Consider the following 22,012-nt stretch of genomic DNA (forward strand, 5'->3'; position numbering starts at 1 on the left):
CCTCCCCGGTTGGTATCGCCCCCTCTCCAGGACAGACCCGCCGTACCACCGGAACTCATCGCTCTGAGCCCCGGCGCTTCCCCCAGGCTCTCCGGTTAGGCTCAAGTCGTACGACCTTGATCGGAGTCGAGGAGGCCGGGGATGACGGCGGCACCGGGGCGTAGGAGCAGTACCTTCACACGGCTGCTGCGGCACGGTTTCATCGACCCGTCCGCCGCGGAGCGGCTGCTCGAGAGTGCCGAGCTCTCGCCCGTGCGCAATGATCCCGTTCTGCTCGAGGCCCTGGGGCGGACCCCGGACCCCGACCTCGCCCTGCACGGGCTGGTGCGGCTGCTGGAGGCGCAGCCGGGGGCCACCGCGCGGCGGGGGCTGCTCGACATGGTCATAGCCGCCAAGCCGTTGCGGGACCGGTTGCTGGGCGTGCTGGGGGCGTCCGCCGCGCTCGCCGATCATCTGGCCCGGCACCCGCGGGACTGGGAGGCGCTCGTCACCTACGAGCCGCGTGACCTGCATCCCGGGGTGGAGGAGTTCGAACGGGGGCTCGCCGAGGCGAGTGATCCGGTGTCCTTGCGGATCGCCTATCGGCGGTGTCTGCTGGCCATCGCCGCTCGGGATGTCTGCGGGACCACGGACGTGGCCGAGACCGCCGCCGAGCTGGCCGACCTGGCCACCGCCACGTTGCGGGCCGCGCTCGGTCTCGCGTGTGCCGCGGCGCCGGACGATGCCGCGTTGTGCCGGCTCGCCGTCATCGCGATGGGCAAGTGCGGCGGGCACGAGCTGAACTACGTGTCCGACGTCGATGTCATCTTCGTGGGCGAGGCCGTCGACGGGGCCGATGAGGGCAAGGCCCTGCGAGCCGCCACCAAGCTCGCCTCGCACATGATGCGGATCTGCTCGGAGACCACCGTCGAGGGGTCCATCTGGCCCGTCGACGCCAACCTGCGGCCCGAGGGGCGCAACGGGCCGCTGGTACGGACACTCAGCAGTCATGTCGCCTACTACCAGCGGTGGGCCAAGACCTGGGAGTTCCAGGCACTGCTCAAGGCCCGGCCCGTCGCCGGGGACCTCGCGCTGGGCGAGGAGTACGTCGCCGCCGTCGAACCACTCGTGTGGCAGGCCGCCGAGCGGGAGAACTTCGTCGCCGACGTGCAGAAGATGCGGCGGAGGGTCGTCGAGAACATTCCCGTCGCCGAGGTCGAGCGGGAGCTGAAGCTCGGGCCGGGGGGACTGCGGGACGTCGAGTTCGCCGTGCAGTTGCTGCAGTTGGTGCACGGCCGGGCCGATGCGTCGCTGAGGAGCGGTACGACGCTCGATGCGTTGCAGGCGCTGGCCGCGGGCGGGTACGTCGGGCGCGCCGACGCCGTGCAGCTCGATGAGGCGTATCGGTTCCTGCGGTCCATGGAGCACCGGATCCAGCTGTACCGGCTGCGGCGGACCCATCTCGTTCCGGAGGGGGAGGCCGACCAGCGGCGGCTCGGGCGGTCGTTGGGGTTGCGTACCGATCCCGTGGGCGAGCTGAACCGGGAGTGGAAGCGGCATGCCGCCGTGGTGCGGCGGTTGCACGAGAAGCTGTTCTACCGGCCGTTGCTGGACGCGGTGGCGCAACTGCCCTCCGGTGAGGCGCGGTTGAGCAGTGAGGCGGCTCGGGAGCGGTTGGTGGCGCTCGGGTACGCCGATCCCGCGGCGGCGTTGCGGCATCTGGAGGCACTGGCCTCCGGGGTGACGCGTAAGGCGGCGATTCAGCGCACCCTGTTGCCCGTGCTGCTGGGGTGGTTCGCCGATTCCGCGGATCCCGACGCAGGTCTGCTCAACTTCCGCAAGGTGTCGGACGCGTTGGGGAGGACGCCCTGGTACCTGCGGTTGCTGCGGGACGAGGGCGCCGCCGCGGAGAACCTGGCCCGGGTGCTGTCCGCCGGGCGGCTCGCGCCGGACCTGCTGATGCGGGCGCCCGAGGCGGTCGCGTTGCTGGGGGACGGGGACGGCGGCGTGGGTGGGCTGGAGCCGCGGGGGCGGGCCCATCTGGAACAGGAGATCCTCGCGGCGGTCGGGCGGGCGGAGGGCGCCGCCCAGGCGGTCACCGCTGCGCGGGGGGTGCGGCGCAGGGAGCTGTTCCGTACGGCTGCCGCGGACATCGTCGGGTCGTACGGGACGGAGGCCCAGCCCGCCGAGGCCGACCAGGGTGCGCTGGTGGATCTGGTCGGCGGGGCGGTGTCGGACCTGACGGCCGCGACGCTGGCCGGCACCTTGCGGGCCGTGGTGCGGGAAGGGTGGGGAGACACTCTGCCCACCCGGTTCGCGATCATCGGCATGGGGCGGTTCGGGGGGCACGAGCTGGGCTACGGGTCCGATGCGGATGTGCTGTTCGTGCATGAGCCGTGGGAGGGTGCCGACGAACAGGAGGCCGCTCGGGCGGCCAACGCCGTGGTGGCCGAGGTGCGGCGGCTGTTGCAGATTCCCAGTGCCGATCCGCCGTTGTTGATCGACGCGGACCTGCGGCCCGAGGGGAAGTCCGGGCCGCTGGTGCGCACCCTGAAGTCCTACGAGGCCTACTACCGGCGGTGGTCGCTGGTGTGGGAGTCACAGGCGTTGTTGCGGGCCGAACCCGTCGCGGGCGACGAGGACCTGGGGCGGCGGTTCGTCGAGCTGATCGATCCCCTGCGGTATCCGAAGGCGGGGCTGGGTGCCGATGCCGTGCGGGAGATCCGGCGGCTGAAGGCGCGGATGGAGTCGGAGCGGTTGCCTCGCGGGTCGGATCCCAAGCTGCACACCAAGCTGGGGCCCGGAGGACTGTCCGACGTCGAGTGGACTGCGCAGTTGCTGCAGATGCGGCACGGGGCCGAGGTGGCGGGGCTGCGGACCACCCGTACCCGGGCCGCGCTCGCTGCCGCGCGGGCCGCCGGGCTGCTGGCGCAGGAGGACGCGGCGACCCTTGACGAGGCCTGGGTGCTGGCCACTCGGGTGCGTAATGCGGTGATGCTCGTGCGGGGGCGGGCCGGGGACACCTTCCCTTCGGACGCGCGCGAGCTGGCTGCCGTGGGGCGGTACCTGGGATACGGACCCGGGCAGGTGGGGGCCATGCTGGACGACTATCGGCGTACTGCTCGGCGGGCCCGGGGGGTTGTGGAAGCCCTGTTCTACGGCGGCTAGGCACGGGCGCGCGGCGTGACCCGGTGGGGCGCGTCGGGTGGAGTGCGGTGGCGGCCCGCTCCCGCCGTCCCGCGGGCGCGGACCGTCCTTCCACGGGTCATTCCCACGCCCACGAGGATCACCGCCATGCCCGTGAGGGTGCGGGCGTCGACCTTCTCGTCGAGGAGCAGTGCGCCCAAGGTCACCGATACGACCGGGAGCAGATAGCCGACCGTTGCTGCCGTTGTCGGGCCCTCGTCCGCGATCAGGCGGTAGTTGAGGTAGAAGGTCACGCCCGTGCCCAGGATGCCCAGCGCCGTGACGGCCAGGAGCCCGGTGGTGTCGGGGGTCAGGGGGCCGGCTGTCGGGAGGGCGAGGGTCGTCCACGCTGTCGCCACGAGGAGCTGGGCTGCCGACGTGGCCAGTGGGGCGTCCTGGGCGGTGAGGTAGCGGGCCATGTAGGCGAAGGCCACCGCGTAGCTGGCCGCTGCGGCCAGGAGGGCCAGGGCGCCCCAGGTCAGCAGCCCCGCTTCGTGCCAGGGGGCGAAGATCAGCAGCGTGCCGGCGAAGCCCAGGAGCAGGCCGGTCAGGCGGCTCGGGCGCAGGTTCCTCTCCGTGCCCAGGAGGATGCCTGTGAGGAGGGACCAGAGCGGGGTGGTGGCGTTCAGGACGCCTGCTGTGCCCGAGTCGACCGTTTGCTCGCCCACGCTGAACAGGGCGAAGGGGAGTGCGTTGCAGAAGAGGGCGGCGACGGCGAGGTGGGCCCAGGTGGTGCGGTTGCGGGGGAGGCGTTGGCCCGCCCGGCGGGCCAGGAGGAGCAGGACCGCTGTGCCCAGGGCACACCGGGTGATGGTGATCTGGGTGGGCGTGAGGCCGTGGGTGAGGGCCAGCTTGATCCAGAGGAAACCCGAGCCCCAGAGGAGGGCCAGAACCGCCATGCGGAGGGTGGAGGAGAGGGGCATGCCTCCACGGTGGTGTTCTTGTCCTGTGAGGACAAGTGAAATGTTCTGCATCGACAATTAAGCTGAGCTGCATGCTTGATGTGCGTCGAATGCAGGTTCTGCGGGCTGTGGTGGGGAGCGGGTCGGTCACCGCTGCCGCGGCCCGCCTGGGGTACACACCGTCCGCTGTCAGCCAGTCGGTTGCCGCCCTGGAGAAGGAGACCGGGGTCGAACTGCTGGAGCGGGTGGGGCGGGGCGTGCGGCCCACGGCTGCCGGGTTGCTGCTCACCCAGTACGCCGATGCCATCGGACGGCAGGTCGCCGAGGCGGAGGCCGCTCTGGCGGATCTGGTAGCGGGGCGTACCGGGCGGCTGGGTGTGCGGTACTTCGCCACGGCGGGGGCCGGGCTCGTCGCACCCGCTGTGGCGCGGGTGCGGGCGGAGCATCCGGGGGTGCAGGTCGAGCTGAAGCTCGCCGAGCCCGGGGAGGCACTGGCGGACGTGCGGGAGGGGCGGGCCGATCTCGCCCTGCTGGTGCGGGCGGGGGAGGGGGAGGGCGTACGGCTGGTGCCGTTGCTGGACGATCCGTATCTCGCCGTGCTGCCTCGGGGGCATCGGCTTGCCTCGCGGCGGAGTGTGCGGCTGGGGGAGCTGGCCGACGAGGCGTGGGTCGGGAGCGAGTGGCCCGGGCCCTGTCTCGACGCCCAGCTGGACGCCTGTGCCGTCGCCGGGTTTCGGCCGCGGTTCGTCGTCGAGAGCGAGGACTACGTGACCGCTCAGGGGTTCGTCGCCGCCGGGCTGGGCGTGGCTCTCGTTCCGCGGCTGGGCCTGGGGAGCCGGCATCCCGGCGTGGTCGTGCGGGAAGTCCGGGATCCTGTGCCGGTGCGCACCATTCAGGCCGGTGTGCGGGAGAGCGCGCCCGCGCAGCCCGCGGTGGAGTTCTTCATCGAGGCGCTGCGGGGAGCCGCCGAGTGAGGCCTTCGCCCCCGCTCACCTGCGCTCATGAGGCGCCGTCGCTTTCCTGCGACCCCTAGGGCCTGTCCGGCGGATCATGCCGCAGACGCGGGGCTTGGCACGCCCGTCTGCGGCGTTGTCGTCGGTTGCCGACGCTCCGCGTCGACGCCCTCCTCCGCCTTGCAGCTGGACGCACCAAGCCCCGCTCACCTGTGTTGATGAGTCATCGCCGGTTTCCTGCGACCTGATCCGCCGGACAGGCCCTAGGCGTTCGTCGGCAGAAGGGCGGCCGGTGCTCGGGCCGGTACCAGCTTCGGCAGGGCGTACGGCAGGGCTCCGTACCAGACTCGTGCCACCGTGAACCCGAAGGTGAGGCAGAGGATGCCGCCCACCGCGTCCAGCCAGAAGTGGTTGGCCGTGGCGACGATGACCACCAGCGTGGCCGCCGGGTAGAGGAGACCCAGGATCCGGACCCAGGGAACGGTCGCCAGGGCGAAGATCGTCAGACCGCACCAGAGGGACCAGCCGATGTGCATGGACGGCATCGCGGCGTACTGGTTCGACATGTTCTTCAGGTCGCCGGAGGCCATCGAACCCCAGGTCTGGTGGACCAGGACCGTGTCGACGAAGGCGCCGCCGTTCATGAGCCGTGGGGGAGCGAGGGGATACAGGTAGTAACCGACCAGAGCCACACCGGTGGTGGCGAAGAGGACCATGCGGGTCGCCGCGTAGCGGCCGGGGTGGCTTCGGTAGAGCCACACCAGGACGCCCAGGGTGACGACGAAGTGCAGGGTCGCGTAGTAGTAGTTCATGCCGATGATGAGCCAAGTCACCGAGTTCACGGCGTGGTTGACCGACTCCTCCACGGCGATGCCCAGGTGGTGTTCGGCCTTCCAGATCCAGTCGGCGTTGCGCAGCGCCTCGGCCTTCTGCTCCGGGACCGCGTTGCGGACCAGCGAGTACGTCCAGTAACTCACCGCGATCAGCAGGACCTCGAACCACAGGCGGGGGCGGCGGGGCGTGCGCAGGCGTTGCAGAGGTCCCGGACGCGCTTCGGCCGTGACGGGGTGTGGAACGGCCTCTTCCCGGCCTTCCAGTGACGTCACGGTCGCTTCACCCATGGACACAGAGTTTGCCAGAAAAGCCTTCTCACCCGATCATCCCGGGGGCCGGTCCGAGCCGCATGTTCTCCTACCGGGAGACCCCCTTCGGGTACTCCTGGAGAACTGCCCGAAACCGACGATTCTCCGCCCTACGGACGATTACGGTCTCCCGGGGCCGAGGCCGTGGAGCCGCGGACCACCAGTTCCGGCATGAACACGAACTCGCTGTGGGGGGCCGGTGTGCCGCCGATCTCCTCCAGGAGCGTGCGGACCGCCGCCTGGCCCATCGCCGGGACCGGCTTGCGGATGGTGGTCAGCGGCGGGTCGGTGAAGGCGATCAGGGGCGAGTCGTCGAAGCCGACCACCGAGATGTCCCGGGGGACCGCCAGGCCGCGCTGCCGAGCCGCCCGTATCGCGCCCAGGGCCATCATGTCGCTGGCGCAGACCACCGCCGTGCAGTCGCGGTCGATGAGGGCGGTGGCGGCTGCCTGGCCGCCCTCCAGCGTGTACAGGGAGTGCTGGACCAGGTCCGACTCGATGGTTTCCGGGCTCAGCCGCAGCTGGTCCTGCATCGCGCGGACGAAGCCCTCGATCTTGCGCTGCACCGGGACGAAGCGCTTCGGGCCGAGAGCCAGGCCTATGCGGGTGTGGCCCAGCGAGACGAGGTGAGTGACGGCCAGGGTCATCGCAGCCCGGTCGTCGGGGGAGATGAAGGGGGCCTGGACCTTCGGGGAGAAGCCGTCGACGAGGACGAAGGGAACGCCCTGGGCCCGCAGCTGCTCGTAGCGCTGCATGTCGGCCGTGGTGTCCGCGTGCAGTCCGGAGACGTAGATGATGCCGGCGACCCCGCGGTCGACCAGCATCTCGGTCAGCTCGTCCTCCGTGGAGCCGCCCGGGGTCTGGGTGGCGAGGACCGGGGTGTAGCCCTGGCGGGTCAGCGCCTGGCCGATGACCTGGGCCAGGGCCGGGAATATCGGGTTCTCCAGCTCGGGCGTGATGAGACCGACCAGACCCGCGCTGCGCTGGCGCAGTCGGACCGGGCGCTCGTAGCCCAGGACGTCCAGAGCGGCGAGCACGGACTCGCGGGTGGTGGCGGCGACGCCCGGCTTCCCGTTGAGGACGCGGCTGACGGTCGCTTCGCTCACCCCCGCCTGCGCAGCAATGTCGGCAAGCCGTGTGGTCACAGGAGTGGACTGTACCGGCCAGGTGTCACCTTGCACACCAATCGGACGTCGTGGGCGACCGATCGAACGGCCCGGCCGGGGCTGCTGCGTCATCGCGCTCCCTCGTGAAAGTGATGGCAAGAGCTTGCAGAGTCTTGCACAACAGCCACGTGCCCCGCTGTGGAGCCTCTCAACCGGCTCAAGAACGGTCTCGTGGCGGTTGTCATCAGGTCACGCCCGGATAACTTCGGAGAGGCCTTGCACTTTTTTTCTGCAAGGTCTTTCGTAACGCTTGCATCGCTGTTACGTTCACGTCGCCCGGCGGCCGCAACGGCGCAGTCGGCAAGTCGACAGGGACGGCGGACGGGACCGCTCCCTGTAGCTACACGGGCTTTCACCCTCAAGGAGAACTCATGCGGCGTGGCATAGCGGCCACCGCGCTGGTGGCGTCCCTCGCCCTCGCGGCGACGGCCTGCGGCGGAAGCGACAGCGGCGACTCGGCCGACGGCCCGGTCACCATCACCTGGTGGGACACCTCCAACGCCACCAACGAGGCGCCGACGTACCAGGCCTTGGTCAAGGAGTTCGAGGCCGCCAACAAGGACATCAAGGTCAAGTACGTCAACGTCCAGTTCGACCAGGCGCAGAACAAGTTCGACACCGCCGCCGGCTCCAAGGGCGCCCCGGACGTGCTGCGCTCCGAGGTCGGCTGGACCCCCGCCTTCGCCAAGAAGGGCTTCTTCCTGCCGCTGGACGGCACCGAGGCCCTCGCCGAGCAGGACAAGTTCAAGTCCAACCTGATCGAGCAGGCCAAGTACGAGGGCAAGACCTACGGCGTGCCGTTCGTCACCGACACGCTCGCGCTCGTCTACAACAAGGAGCTCTTCGAGAAGGCCGGCATCACCGCCGCCCCGAAGACCTGGGACGAGCTGAAGACGGCCGCCGCCACCATCAAGGACAAGACCGGCGTCGACGGCTACTGGGGCTCCACCCAGGCCTACTACGCCCAGTCCTTCCTCTTCGGCGAGGGCACCGACACCGTCGACGCCGACGCCAAGAAGATCACCGTCAACTCGGCGGAGGCGAAGAAGGCGTACGGCACCTGGCTCGGCCTGTTCGACGGCAAGGGCCTGCACAAGGCCGACACCACCGCCGACGCCTACGCCCACATCCAGGACGCCTTCGTCAACGGCAAGGTCGCCGCGATCATCCAGGGCCCCTGGGAGATCACGAACTTCTACAAGGGCACGGCGTTCAAGGACAAGGCCAACCTCGGCATCGCCACCGTCCCGGCCGGCTCCACCGGCAAGGCGGGCGCCCCGACCGGCGGCCACAACCTGTCGGTCTACGCCGGCTCGGACGAGGCGCACCAGAAGGCCGCGCTGAAGTTCGTGAACTTCATGACCTCCGCGAAGTCCCAGGCGACCATCGCCCTGAAGAACTCCACCCTGCCGACCCGCGACGACGCCTACACCGACCAGGTCAAGGCCGACCCGGGCATCGCCGGCTACCAGACCGTCCTGTCCGCCGCCCAGCCGCGCCCGGCGCTGCCGGAGTACAGCTCGCTGTGGGGTCCCCTGGACACCGAGCTGCCCAAGATCGCGGGTGGCAAGGAGTCCCTCGACAAGGGCCTGAGCAGCGCTGAGACCGCCATCGCCAAGCTGGTGCCGGACTTCAGCAAGTGAGCCCCGCGTGGCCGTCGGATCACCCTGCTCATGGGGGGAGTGATCCGGCGGCCACCGGCCTGTGCCCAGCCCGCCCCCCTGATCCGCTGATCTCCGAGAAGGTTGTCGAACCATGACAGTCGCCATCGACCGCGCGACCGGCAAGCGCCGCGGTGACGCGCCGCGGCCCGGGCTGGGTCAGCGCCTGAAGCACGGATACCAGAAGCACTGGTACGCCTACGTGATGATCGCCCCGGTGGTGATCGTCCTCGGCGTCCTCGTGCTGTATCCGCTGGCGTACGGCTTCTACCTCACCCTCACCGACGCCAACAGCCTCAACACGGCCCGCACCATCGGCGTCAACGAGATCGAGGCCACCTACAAGTTCATCGGCCTGGACAACTACGCCGACATCCTGTGGGGCGAGACCGCCTACGACCGCTTCTGGTCCCACTTCCTCTGGACGATCGTGTGGACGGCCGCCTGCGTGGCCCTGCACTACACCATCGGCCTCGGCCTCGCCCTGCTGCTCAACCAGAAGCTGCGCGGCCGCACCTTCTACCGGCTGATCCTGGTCCTGCCCTGGGCCGTCCCCACCTTCGTCACCGTCTTCGGCTGGCGGTTCATGCTCGCCGACGGCGGCATCATCAACTCCGGACTCGAGGCGCTGCACCTGCCGACGCCGCTGTGGCTGGAGGACACCTTCTGGCAGCGGTTCGCCGCGATCATGGTCAACACCTGGTGCGGTGTGCCGTTCATGATGGTCTCCCTGCTCGGCGGCCTGCAGTCCATCGACGCCTCCCTGTACGAGGCCGCCGAGATGGACGGCGCGGGCGCCTGGCAGCGCTTCCGGTACGTCACCCTGCCGGGCCTGCGGTCCGTCAGCTCCACCGTCGTCCTCCTCGGCGTCATCTGGACCTTCAACCAGTTCGCCGTGATCTTCCTGCTGTTCGGCAACACCGCCCCCGACGCCCAGATCCTTGTCACCTGGGCGTACTACCTCGGCTTCGGACAGCAGCCGCGTGACTTCGCTCAGTCGGCCGCCTACGGCATCCTGCTGCTGGCCATCCTGATCGTCTTCACCTCGTTCTACCGCCGCTGGCTGAACCGCAACGAGCAGCAGCTCGCGATCTGAGGCAGGAGTTTCCATGAGCACGACCACCGTCGAGACCTCCGCCGACGTGACCGAGCAGCGCTCCGCGGGCCGGCCCGGCAGGGCCCGGGGACGCGGGGAGCGCGGTCCTCTCGCCTCCCTCGTCTCCCACGGTGTCCTGATCGGCGCCGGCCTCATCGCGCTCTTCCCGATCGCCTGGCTGGTCTTCCTCTCCCTCGGCCCCGACAAGGACGACTACCTCCACCCCGGACGCATCTGGTCCAAGATGACGTTCGACAACTACGCGTTCGTCCTGCAGGACACGAACTTCTTCGACTGGCTGAAGAGCTCGCTGATCGTCTCGCTGGGCACCACGGTCATCGGTGTGCTGATCGCCGCCACCACCGGCTACGCGGTCTCCCGCATGCGCTTCCCCGGCTACCGGAAGTTCATGTGGGTGCTGCTGGTCACCCAGATGTTCCCGGTCGCCGTCCTGATGGTGCCGATGTACCAGATCCTGTCGGAGCTGCAGCTCATCGACACCTACCTCGGTCTGATCCTCGTCTACTGCTCGACCGCGGTGCCCTACTGCGCCTGGCTGCTCAAGGGCTACTTCGACACCATCCCCTTCGAGATCGACGAGGCCGGACGGGTCGACGGCCTGACCCCCTTCGGCACCTTCGCGCGGCTGATCCTTCCGCTCGCCAAGCCGGGCCTCGCGGTCGCCGCGTTCTACAGCTTCATCACGGCCTTCGGCGAGGTCGCCTTCGCCACCACGTTCCTGCTGGACGACGAGAAGTACACGCTCGCCGTCGGTCTGCAGAGCTTCGTCAGCGAGCACGACGCCCAGCGCAACCTCATGGCCGCCACCGCGGTGCTGATCGCGATACCCGTGTCCGCGTTCTTCTACCTCGTGCAGAAGAACCTGGTGACGGGCCTGACTGCGGGCGGCACGAAGGGGTGACGCTCCGCAGAGCCGCGATGGGCCGTCAGTTGTCTGCGGCGCCGTCCTGGCCGGTCGCTCCCCCACTCTCGGCTTCTCCCCCGCTCTCGGCTTCTCCCCCACTCTCGGCTTCGCTCGAGCGGGAGGGGCCCCCATGAGCGGGAGGGGCCCATGAGCGGGAGGGGCCCCCATGAGCGGGAGGGATCCCACCGCGGCGGAGCCGCACAGCGACACAGCCCCGCGCCCCTCTGGGGCGCTGCACACTCCCGCGTGCTTTGCCACGCGGGTGGCGGCCGCGGTGTCCATCCGACCCCGCCGGCACCGCGGCCGCCTCATCACCTCGTCACCCGCCCTCCGAATCCAAGACCCCCCATGACCGCAACTCCGTTACGTACCACCAAGGACGCCATGAGCCAGCAGCACTCTGCCGCACCGGCCCCGACCTCCCGGCCCGCCTCGGCCGTCGCCACCGTCGCCCAGCGCCGTGACTGGTGGCGGGACGCGGTGATCTACCAGGTGTATCCGCGCAGCTTCGCCGACAGCAACGGCGACGGCATGGGCGACCTGGAAGGCGTACGCTCCCGCCTCCCGTACCTGCGCGACCTCGGCGTGGACGCCGTGTGGCTCAGCCCCTTCTACGCCTCCCCGCAGGCCGACGCCGGCTACGACGTAGCCGACTACCGGGCCGTCGACCCCATGTTCGGCAACCTCCTCGACGCCGACGCGCTCATCCGCGACGCCCACGAACTGGGCCTGCGGATCATCGTCGACCTCGTCCCCAACCACTCCTCCGACCAGCACGAGTGGTTCAAGCGGGCGGTCGCCGAGGGCTCCGGATCGCCCCTGCGCGAGCGCTACCACTTCCGGCCCGGCAAGGGCCGCGAGGGCGAACTGCCGCCCAACGACTGGGAGTCCATCTTCGGCGGGCCCGCGTGGACGCGGGTCACCGAGCCCGACGGCACCCCCGGCGAGTGGTACCTCCACCTCTTCGCCCCCGAGCAGCCCGACTTCAACTGGGAACACCCGGCGGTGGGGGACGAGTTCCGCTCGATCCTGCGCTTCTGGCTCGACATGGGCGTCGACGGCTTCCGTATCGACGTGGCGCACGGCCTGGTGAAGGCGGAGGGGCTCCCGGACCTCGGATCCCACGATCAACTCAAGCTGCTGGGCAACGATGTCATGCCGTTCTTCGACCAGGACGGTGTCCACGAGATCTACCGGCAGTGGCGCACGATCCTCGACGAGTACTCGGGTGAGCGCATCTTCGTCGCCGAGGCGTGGACGCCGACCGTCGAGCGCACCGCCAACTACGTTCGCCCCGACGAGCTCCACCAAGCCTTCAACTTCCAGTACCTGAGCACCGAGTGGGACGCGGAGGAGCTGCGTACGGTCGTCGACCGCACCCTGGAGGCGATGCGTCCCGTCGGCGCCCCCGCCACCTGGGTCCTCTCCAACCACGACGTGACGCGGCACGCCACCCGCTTCGCCAACCCGCCCGGCCTCGGCACCCAGATCCGCACCGCCGGCGACCGCGAGCTGGGCCTGAGGCGCGCCCGGGCGGCCACCCTCCTCATGCTGGCGCTGCCCGGTTCGGCGTACGTCTACCAGGGCGAGGAGCTGGGCCTGCCGGACGTCGTCGACCTCCCGGACGAGGTGCGCCAGGACCCCGCGTACTTCCGGGGCGCCGGCCAGGACGGCTTCCGCGACGGCTGCCGTGTCCCGATCCCGTGGACGCGCGAGGGCTCGTCGTACGGCTTCGGCAGTGGGGGCAGCTGGCTGCCGCAGCCGGAGAGCTGGGGCGAACTGAGCGTGGAGGCGCAGGACGGCGTGCCGGGCTCGACGCTGGAGCTGTACCGCGCGGCGCTGGCCGTCCGCCGCTCCCAGCCCGACCTGGGCGCGGGCGAGTCGGTGGAGTGGCTGCGCGCCCCCGAGGGCGTCCTCGCCTTCCGGCGCGGCGAGTTCGTCTGCGTCGCCAACACCACGGGCGAGTCGGTGACGACTCCGGCGTACGGTCGTGTGCTGCTCGCGAGCGGTGATCTGACGGAGGCGGACGGCGAGGCGAAGGTTCCGGCGGACACGACGGTGTGGTTCACGACGGCCTGACGGCTCCTCGAAAGTTCTTGCATCAACTTCACACGGCCCGCTGCCTTTTCAGGCGGCGGGCCTTTAACATCTGCGTCACCGCAAGTTTGCTGAAAGATTTCAGCAAGTGCCTTCAGTGTCGAAGGAACCCCACATGGTCAGCAGCAGAACCGTTTCCACGAGTGCCCTCGCCGTCGCGTTCGCCACCGCGGCAGCCCTCCTCGCCCCCGGCACCGCCCAGGCCTCCCCGCCCGGCACCAAGGACGTCACCGCCGTCCTCTTCGAGTGGAACTTCGCCTCCGTCGCCAAGGAGTGCACCAACACCCTCGGCCCGGCCGGCTACGGATACGTCCAGGTCTCCCCGCCCGCCGAGCACATACAGGGCGCGCAGTGGTGGACGTCGTACCAGCCGGTCAGCTACAAGATCGCCAGTCGGCTCGGAGACCGTACGGCCTTCCAGAACATGGTGAACACCTGCCACGCGGCGGGTGTGAAGGTCGTCGTCGACACGGTGATCAACCACATGTCGGCGGGCAGCGGCACGGGGACCGGCGGCTCGTCGTACACGAAGTACAACTACCCGGGCCTGTACTCGTCGTACGACTTCGACGACTGCACCAGCCAGATCAGCAACTACCAGGACCGCTGGAACGTCCAGCGCTGCGAACTGGTCGGCCTCGCCGACCTGGACACCGGGGAGTCCTACGTCCGCGGCGCTGTCGCCGGGTACATGAACGACCTGCTCTCGCTCGGCGTCGACGGCTTCCGCATCGACGCGGCCAAGCACATGGACGCGGCCGACCTGGCCAACATCAAGTCGCGCCTGAACAACCCGTCGGTGTACTGGAAGCAGGAGGTCATCTACGGCAGCGGAGAGGCCGTCCAGCCCACCGAGTACAAGGGCAACGGGGACGTCCAGGAGTTCCGCTACGCCTACGACGTCAAGCGGGTCTTTAATAACGAGAATCTCGCCTACCTCAAGAACTACGGCGAGGGCTGGGGCTACATGAGTAGCTCCGTCGCCGGTGTCTTCGTCGACAACCATGACACCGAGCGCAACGGCTCCACCCTGAACTACAAGGACGGCGCGAACTACACGCTGGCCAACGTCTTCATGCTCGCCTGGCCCTACGGCGCCCCCGACATCAACTCCGGCTACGAGTGGTCCGACGCGGACGCGGGCCCGCCCAACGGCGGGGCGGTGAGCGCCTGCTGGCAGAACGGCTGGAAGTGCCAGCACGCCTGGCCGGAGATCAAGTCGATGGTCGCCTTCCGCAACGCCACGCGCGGTGAGTCCGTCACCAACTGGTGGGACAACGGCGCCGACGCGATCGCGTTCGGGCGCGGCAGCAAGGGCTACGTCGCGATCAACCACGAGTCGGGCTCGCTGAGCCGGACGTACCAGACGTCGTTGCCTGCCGGGACGTATTGCAATGTGCAGAACAACATGACCGTGACGGTTAACTCCAGCGGGCAGTTCACGGCCACCTTGGGCTCGAACACGGCCCTGGCGATCTACGCAGGGAAGTCGAGTTGCTGAGTCCCCTGCTGCGGTGTGGGTCTGCCACGCCCTACGGCGGCCGAGTTGCAGAAGCGGGATCTGCCCATCGACCAGTGCCGTCTGCAGTACCTGTACCAGGCATGGACCCCCTCGCATCCGGTCCGTACAACACCCTCCCCTGGCGGCTCGCCCTGCTGACGCAGGCCAACCCCAGCTGCTGAAAGGCCTTTCCCTTACTTTCAGGACTCTTGCTGTAAGCCTTACGGCGGCGATACGGTCGCGCGGGGTCGGACCCATGTAGAGCCGCAATCGCAAGGAGCCCATCTGTGATACCGAGATGGCCGACGCCGTGGAGGCGCCGAACCGCCCACGTCGGACGGATCGCTGCGGTCACCGCGACCGCGCTGGCCGCAGCGCTCGTCCAACCCGTCGCCGCGCAGGCCGCCACCCCGCCCGCGCCCCCGTCCGACGCGACGCTGGCGAAAGCCGCGGCCCGTCACGACCTGACCCGCGAGCAGTTCTACTTCGTCCTGCCGGACCGTTTCGCCAACGGTGACACCGCCAACGACCGGGGCGGTCTCACCGGTTCACGCCTGACCACCGGCTACGACCCGACCGACAAGGGCTTCTACCAGGGCGGTGATCTCAAGGGCCTGACCAAGAAGCTCGACTACATCAAGGGCCTCGGCACCACGGCCATCTGGATGGCCCCGATCTTCAAGAACCGGCCCGTGCAGGGGGAGGGCTCCAACGCCTCCGCCGGCTACCACGGTTACTGGATCACCGACTTCACCCAGGTCGACCCGCACTTCGGGACCAACAAGGACCTGGAGACCCTCATCTCCAAGGCCCACGCCAAGGGCATGAAGGTCTTCTTCGACGTCATCACCAACCACACCGCCGACGTCGTCGACTACGAGGAGAAGTCCTACGACTACCTCGCCAAGGGCGCGTTCCCGTATCTGACGAAGGACGGCGAGCCCTTCGACGACGCCGACTACGCCGACGGGAAGTCCGAGTTCCCCGCGGTCGACACCGACTCCTTCCCGCGCACCCCTACCGTCCCCGCCGCCAAGAAGAACATCAAGGTCCCGTCGTGGCTCAACGACCCGACGATGTACCACAACCGCGGCGACTCCACCTTCGCCGGCGAGAGCTCCACCCACGGCGACTTCTCCGGCCTCGACGACCTGTGGACCGAGCGTCCCGAGGTCGTCAGCGGCATGGAGAAGATCTATCAGCGGTGGGTGCGGGACTTCGACATCGACGGCTTCCGCATCGACACCGTGAAGCACGTCAACATGGAGTTCTGGACCCAGTGGGCCACCGCCCTCGACTCCTACGCCGCCAAGCGGGGCCGTGACGACTTCTTCATGTTCGGCGAGGTCTACTCGGCGGACACGTCCATCACTGCGCCGTACGTCACCCAGGGCCGCCTCGACGCCACCCTCGACTTCCCCTTCCAGGAGGCGGCCCGCCAGTACGCCTCCCAGGGCGGCAGCGCGAAGAAGCTCGCGTCCGTCTTCGGCGACGACTACAAGTACACGACCGACAAGGCCAACGCGTACGAGCAGGTCACCTTCCTCGGCAACCACGACATGGGCCGCATCGGGTACTTCCTGAAGCAGGACGACCCGAAGGCGACCGACGCCGAGCTGCTGGCCAAGGACCGGCTCGCCAACGAGCTGATGTTCCTCAGCCGCGGCAACCCGGTCGTCTACTACGGCGACGAGCAGGGGTTCACCGGCTCCGGCGGCGACAAGGACGCCCGCCAGACCCTGTTCGCCTCCAGGACCGCCGACTACCTCGACGACGACCGGATCGGCACCGACCGCACCCACGCGAGCGACGCCTACGACACGGACGCCCCGCTCTACCGGCAGATCAGCGCCCTCTCCCAGCTCCGCAAGGCCAACCCGGCCCTCGCCGACGGTGTCCAGACCGAGCGGTACGCGGCGGACGGCGCCGGGATCTACGCCTTCTCCCGCACCGACGCGAAGACCGGCACCGAGTACGTCGTCGCCTTCAACAACGCCGACGAGGCGAGGACGGCGACCTTCGCGACCGGTTCGGCCGGCAGGGCGTTCAAGGGGATCTACGGCACCGGTGACTCGGTCAGGAGCGACGGCGACAAGAAGCTCACCGTCACCGTCCCGGCCGGCTCGGCGATCGTCCTCAAGGCGGCCGGCAAGCTCGCCGAGCCGTCCACCGCGCCCACCCTCACCCTCAGGGCCCCGGCCGCCGGAGCCACCGGCACCGTCGAGCTGAGCGCCGACGTCGACGGCGGGCAGCTCAACCGCGTCGTCTTCGCCGCCCAGGTCGGCAACGGCAAGTGGACGACCCTCGGCTCCGCCGACCACGCCCCGTACAAGGTCACGCAGACCATCGGGAAGGACGTACCGGCCGGAACCGCCCTGCGCTACAAGGCGGTCGTGGTCGACTCGGCGGGCCGCACGGCGAGCACCACGGCGGCATCCACCACCGGCACCCCGCCCGCCCCCGAGACGCCCACCGCCTCCTCCCGCGACTACGCGATCGTCCACTACAAGCGCACGGACGGCGACTACGACGACTGGGGTCTGTACGCCTGGGGCGACCTCGCCGACGGCGAGGCGACGAACTGGCCGGACAGCCACCCGTTCGTCGGCCGTGACGCGTACGGTGCCTTCGCCTACGTCAAGCTGAAGCCCGGCGCCTCGAACGTCGGCTTCCTCGTCATCGACAAGCAGGGCAACAAGGACGTCTCCGCCGACCGCACGATCGACGTCACCAAGACCGGCGAGATCTGGGTCGAGCAGGGCAAGGAGGCCGTCCGCACCGAGAAGCCCGCGGCCGACTACCCGGCCCCGGACAAGACCAAGGCGGTCCTCCACTACCACCGCGCCGACGGGAACTACGACGGCTGGGGCCTGCACGTCTGGACGGGTGCCGCGCACCCCACCGAGTGGTCGAATCCCCTCGAACCGGTCAAGACTGATTCCTATGGCGCAGTCTTCGAGGTACCGCTCACCGACGGTGCCACCAGCCTCAGCTACATCATCCACAAGGGCGACGAGAAGGACTTGCCCGCCGACCAGTCGCTGGACCTCAGCGGCAACGGTCACGAGGTGTGGCTGTTGAGCGGCCAGGAGAAGTACCTGCTCCCGCAGCCCGCCGGCTCCGCGGCCGCGCTCGACCTGACCACCTCCAAGGCGGTCTGGATCGACCGGAACACGGTCGCCTGGAACGGCTCCGAGGCTGCCGCCTCCACCCAGCTGCTGTACTCCCGTGACGGCTCGATCGAGGTGAAGGACGGCGCGCTGACCAGCGACGACGAGCGCTGGCTCCGCCTGTCGAGGACCTCCCTCTCCGACGCCCAGAAGGCGAAGTTCCCGCACCTGAAGGACTACGCTGCCTGGTCCGTCGACCCACGCGACCGCGACCGGGTCCGCGAGGCCCTGCGCGGCCAGCTCGTGGCTTCCCAGCGCGCTGCCAACGGCGCCGTCCTGGCCGCGACCGGCGTACAGATCGCCGGCGTGCTCGACGACCTGTACGACGCGACGAAGGCCGACCTCGGGCCGACGTTCCACAAGGGCCGTCCGACGCTGGCCGTCTGGGCACCCACGGCACAGTCCGTCCAGCTCGAACTCGACGGCTCGACCGTCGCCATGAAGCGGACCGACACCACCGGCGTCTGGTCCGTCACCGGCCCCGGCTCCTGGAAGAACAAGCCCTACCGGTACGTCGTGAAGGTCTGGGCGCCCAGCGTCCGCAAGGTCGTCACCAACAAGGTCACCGACCCCTACTCGGTCGCCCTCACCGCCGACTCCGAGCGCAGCCTGGTCGTCGACCTGAACGACAAGTCCCTCGCCCCGAGCGGCTGGTCGAGCCTGACCAAGCCCAAGGCGGTGCCGCTCAAGGACGCCCAGATCCAGGAGCTGCACATCCGGGACTTCTCGGTCGAGGACCGGACCGCCAGGAACCCGGGCACCTACCTCGCCTTCACCGACAAGGACAGCGACGGCTCGAAGCACCTGCGCGAGCTGGCCGAGGCGGGCACCTCGTACGTCCATCTCCTGCCGGCGTTCGACATCGCCACGATCCCCGAGAAGAAGGCCGACCAGGCGAGCGTCGACTGCGACCTCGCCTCCTACCCGGCCGACTCCGACCAGCAGCAGGAGTGCCTGGCGAAGGTCGCCGCGAAGGACGCCTACAACTGGGGCTACGACCCGTACCACTACACGGTGCCCGAGGGCTCGTACGCCACCGACCCGGACGGCACCGGCCGTACCGTCGAGTTCCGCAAGATGGTCAAGGCGCTGAACGAGGACGGCCTGCGGGTCGTCATGGACGTCGTCTACAACCACACCGCGGCCGCCGGACAGGCGGACACCAGCGTCCTCGACAAGGTCGTGCCCGGCTACTACCAGCGGCTCCTGGCCGACGGCTCCGTCGCCAACAGCACGTGCTGCGCCAACACCGCGACCGAGAACGCCATGATGGGCAAGCTGGTCGTCGACTCGGTCGTCACCTGGGCCAGGGAGTACAAGGTCGACGGCTTCCGCTTCGACCTCATGGGCCACCACCCGAAGGCCAACATCCTGGCCGTCCGCAAGGCCCTCGACGCGCTGACCGTGGAGAAGGACGGCGTCGACGGCAAGCGGATCATCCTGTACGGCGAGGGCTGGAACTTCGGCGAGGTCGCCGACGACGCCCGCTTCGTGCAGGCCACGCAGAAGAACATGGCGGGGACGGGCATCGCGACCTTCTCCGACCGCGCCCGTGACGCCGTGCGCGGCGGTGGCCCCTTCGACGCCGACCCCGGCGTCCAGGGCTTCGCCTCCGGCCTGTACACCGACCCCAACTCCTCTACGAGCAACGGCACTCCGAACGAGCAGAAGGCCCGGCTGCTGCACTACCAGGACCTGATCAAGGTGGGGCTGAGCGGCAACCTCGCGCGGTACCGCTTCACCGACACCAGCGGCAAGGAGGTCACCGGCGCCGAGGTCGACTACAACGGCAGCCCCGCAGGCTACGCGGACGCCCCCGGCGACGCCCTCGCCTACGCCGACGCCCACGACAACGAGACGCTGTTCGACGCCCTCGCCTTCAAGCTCCCCGCGGACACGACGGCACAGGACCGCGCCCGGATGCAGGTCCTCGCCCTGGCCACGGCCACCCTCTCCCAGGGCCCGGCCCTCTCCCAGGCCGGCACCGACCTGCTGCGCTCCAAGTCCCTGGACCGCAACTCCTACGACAGCGGCGACTGGTTCAACGCGATCCACTGGAGCTGCGCCGACGGCAACGGCTTCGGCCGCGGGCTGCCACCGGCCGCCGACAACGCGTCCAAGTGGCCCTACGGCAAGCCCCTGTTGAGCCGGATCGAGGTGGGCTGCCCGCAGATCGAGGGCACCTCCGCCGCCTACCGGGACCTGCTGAAGATCCGTACGACGGAGAAGGCGTTCTCCCTCGACACGGCCGCGCAGGTGCAGTCGGCGCTGTCCTTCCCGCTGTCCGGCAAGGACGAGACGCCCGGTGTGATCACCATGGAACTCGGTGACCTGGTCGTGGTGTTCAACGCGACCCCGCAGGCCCAGGAGCAGCGGATCGCCGCCCTCGCCGGCCAGGGCTACCGGCTGCACCCGGTGCAGGCGGCGGGCGCGGACCCCGTCGTCAGGTCCGCGGCGTACGAAGCGGAATCGGGGACGTTCTCCGTTCCCGGGCGGACCGTGGCCGTCTTCTCCCGGACTGCCTGACAGGGGCATTACCTTGGTGGAGCGGACCGGGATCCCGGTCCGCTCCACCGGCGTGTCCGAGGGCTGACAGATGGACGTCAACGGCAGGCGGATCGGCACGACCGTGCTCGTCGTGGACGAAGCGGCGGCCAGCCGCTTCGCCATGGGCGCGTTGCTGCGCCGCGCCGGCCACCAGGTGGTTTCCGTCGCCACGGGCCGCGAGGCGCTCGTCGAACTCGACGTACGGCTGCGCCAGGGCATCCTGCCCGACGTGGCCCTCATCGACGTGGACCTGCCGGACATGAGCGGCTACGAACTGTGCCGTCGGCTCAAGGCCCGGCCGCACATGGCCGGGCTGCCCGTCGTGCACTTCTCGGCCGTCCCCCTCGCTCCGGGAGACCGCTGCCAGGGGCTGGAGGCGGGGGGCGAGGCGTATCTGATGATGCCCGCCGAGCCCGAGGAGATCGACGCGGTGGTCCGGGCCGCGGTGCGCGCCGCGCGGCTGCGCGCCGACGACCAGGCGCTGGCCCGGAGGCTGTCGCTGCTGTCGGAGACGATCGTCACCGTCCAGGCGGCGCGCTCCCTGCAGGAACTCGCCGACGCCGCCGCCGACGGCACCGCGCGGCTCACCGGCGGCCCGGCCGCCGTCTTCGTCCTCGGCCCCGACAGCGAGCTGTACAGCGGTGTCTCCCGGGACCGCACCTCGCTCGCGCTGCCGGACGCGGGCGCCCACCGGGCCGTGGCCGGTCTGCTGCGGCGGCTCACCCGGGGGCAGAGCGGGGTACGGATCACGACGGTGCAGGCGCCGCTGTGGCCCGCCGGGTTCTTCCGGCCCGGGATGCAACACGACGCCCGGCTGGCGCTGATCCCCACCCAGGACGGCAGCGCCGCGGTGTGCCTGGCCACGCCCACCCGAGGGGTGCGCCGGGTGAATCCCGAGAACGAGGCCCTGGTGGCCCGGCTCGCCCAGGCCACCGTGCTCGCCGCCGAGCCACTGCTCATGTACCAGGTGGAGCGGCATGTGGCCCTCACCCTCCAGCACAGCTTCCTGCCCCGGCCGCACCGGCTGCCCGACCTGCCGGGCGTCGACGTCGTCGTCCGCTATGTGCCCGCCTCCCAGGACGCCGAGATCGGCGGCGACTTCTACGCGGTCCTGCGCACCGAGAAGGGGGCGCTCACCGCCGTCGGCGATGTCGTCGGGCACTCGCTGGACGCGGCCACCGTCATGGTCGAGATCCGGCACGCGCTGCGCGCCTACTGCGTCGAGGAGAGCGACCCGGCCGTGCTCGCCGAGCGCCTCGACCGGATGCTGCAGCACTACCACCCCGAGGTCACGGCGACCGTCTGCCTGGTGCTGATCGACCCCGGCACCGGCCGCACCCGCATCGCCAACGCGGGCCACATCCCGCCGCTGATCGTCCGGGACACCGGCAGCGCCGACTACGCCGAGGCGTCCGGCCCGTTGCTCGGCCTGGGCGTGCCCCATCCACCGCCCACCGAGCTGATCCTGGAACCCACCGACCGGTTCCTCATGGTCACCGACGGTCTGATCGAGACCCGGGGCACCGACCTCGCGGCCTCGATGGAGCACCTGCGCGCGGCCGCCGCCGGCGCCCTGCCCGGGCTGGACGCCCTGTGCGACACCCTGCTCGACTGCTTCGGCCACGACCGCGAGGACGACATCGCGATGCTGGCGCTGCGGCTGGCGGACCAGGGTGATTAGGGTGAA

12 protein-coding genes are annotated in these 22,012 nt (G+C 69.8%); 9 read left to right on the forward strand and 3 right to left on the reverse strand.

The window, feature by feature from the left end; all coding sequences use genetic code 11:
* Positions 1 to 141: 141 nt before the first annotated feature.
* Positions 142 to 3,147, forward strand: coding sequence for a bifunctional [glutamine synthetase] adenylyltransferase/[glutamine synthetase]-adenylyl-L-tyrosine phosphorylase (locus tag IE263_RS26980; RefSeq protein ID WP_189940377.1), 3,006 nt, complete (start codon positions 142 to 144; stop codon positions 3,145 to 3,147).
* Here the strand turns inward: IE263_RS26980 and IE263_RS26985 are convergent.
* Positions 3,144 to 4,088 (reverse strand): DMT family transporter, encoded by a 945-nt coding sequence (locus IE263_RS26985; protein ID WP_189940378.1) that lies wholly within the window; start codon positions 4,086 to 4,088, stop codon positions 3,144 to 3,146. The two genes, IE263_RS26980 and IE263_RS26985, sit on opposite strands and share 4 nt — an antisense overlap.
* A 71-nt stretch (positions 4,089 to 4,159) precedes the next feature.
* On the opposite strand from IE263_RS26985, the gene IE263_RS26990 reads away from it, so the two are divergent.
* Positions 4,160 to 5,041 carry a LysR family transcriptional regulator gene (locus IE263_RS26990; protein WP_189940379.1) on the forward strand — a complete coding sequence of 294 codons (882 nt, stop codon included), beginning with the start codon at positions 4,160 to 4,162 and terminating at the stop codon, positions 5,039 to 5,041.
* Positions 5,042 to 5,283: 242 nt separating this feature from the next.
* Here the strand turns inward: IE263_RS26990 and IE263_RS26995 are convergent, their stop codons facing one another.
* The gene (locus IE263_RS26995; RefSeq protein WP_189940380.1) at positions 5,284 to 6,141 is read right to left on the reverse strand and encodes a phosphatase PAP2 family protein; all 858 of its coding nucleotides are present in this window, start codon (positions 6,139 to 6,141) and stop codon (positions 5,284 to 5,286) included.
* 131 nt (positions 6,142 to 6,272) lie between these two features.
* A complete protein-coding gene (locus IE263_RS27000; protein ID WP_189940381.1) occupies positions 6,273 to 7,307 on the reverse strand; it encodes a LacI family DNA-binding transcriptional regulator in 1,035 nt (344 codons plus the stop codon).
* A gap of 392 nt (positions 7,308 to 7,699) precedes the next feature.
* Here IE263_RS27000 and IE263_RS27005 point away from each other — a divergent pair, with 392 nt between their 5' ends.
* The 7 genes from IE263_RS27005 (at position 7,700) to IE263_RS27035 (ending at position 22,006) form a co-directional block, all read left to right on the forward strand.
* The gene (locus IE263_RS27005) at positions 7,700 to 8,971 is read left to right on the forward strand and encodes an extracellular solute-binding protein (RefSeq protein WP_189940382.1); all 1,272 of its coding nucleotides are present in this window, start codon (positions 7,700 to 7,702) and stop codon (positions 8,969 to 8,971) included.
* A 112-nt stretch (positions 8,972 to 9,083) separates the two neighbouring features.
* Positions 9,084 to 10,085, forward strand: coding sequence for a carbohydrate ABC transporter permease (locus IE263_RS27010; RefSeq protein WP_189940383.1), 1,002 nt, complete (start codon positions 9,084 to 9,086; stop codon positions 10,083 to 10,085).
* 13 nt (positions 10,086 to 10,098) lie between these two features.
* A complete protein-coding gene (locus tag IE263_RS27015) occupies positions 10,099 to 11,007 on the forward strand; it encodes a sugar ABC transporter permease (protein WP_189940384.1) in 909 nt (302 codons plus the stop codon).
* Positions 11,008 to 11,394: 387 nt separating this feature from the next.
* A complete protein-coding gene (locus tag IE263_RS27020) occupies positions 11,395 to 13,089 on the forward strand; it encodes a glycoside hydrolase family 13 protein (RefSeq protein ID WP_189940385.1) in 1,695 nt (564 codons plus the stop codon).
* A 133-nt stretch (positions 13,090 to 13,222) separates the two neighbouring features.
* Positions 13,223 to 14,608 (forward strand): alpha-amylase, encoded by a 1,386-nt coding sequence (locus tag IE263_RS27025; RefSeq protein WP_189940386.1) that lies wholly within the window; start codon positions 13,223 to 13,225, stop codon positions 14,606 to 14,608.
* Between the two features lie 287 nt (positions 14,609 to 14,895).
* Positions 14,896 to 20,304 carry a pullulanase-type alpha-1,6-glucosidase gene (pulA, locus tag IE263_RS27030; protein WP_189940387.1) on the forward strand — a complete coding sequence of 1,803 codons (5,409 nt, stop codon included), beginning with the start codon at positions 14,896 to 14,898 and terminating at the stop codon, positions 20,302 to 20,304.
* Between the two features lie 70 nt (positions 20,305 to 20,374).
* Positions 20,375 to 22,006, forward strand: a complete 1,632-nt coding sequence (locus IE263_RS27035) for a fused response regulator/phosphatase (protein ID WP_189940388.1) — start codon at positions 20,375 to 20,377, stop codon at positions 22,004 to 22,006.
* The last annotated feature ends 6 nt before the right edge of the window (positions 22,007 to 22,012 follow it).

The sequence above is a fragment of the Streptomyces aurantiogriseus genome, assembly GCF_014649375.1.
Taxonomy (GTDB): Bacteria; Actinomycetota; Actinomycetes; order Streptomycetales; family Streptomycetaceae; genus Streptomyces; species Streptomyces aurantiogriseus.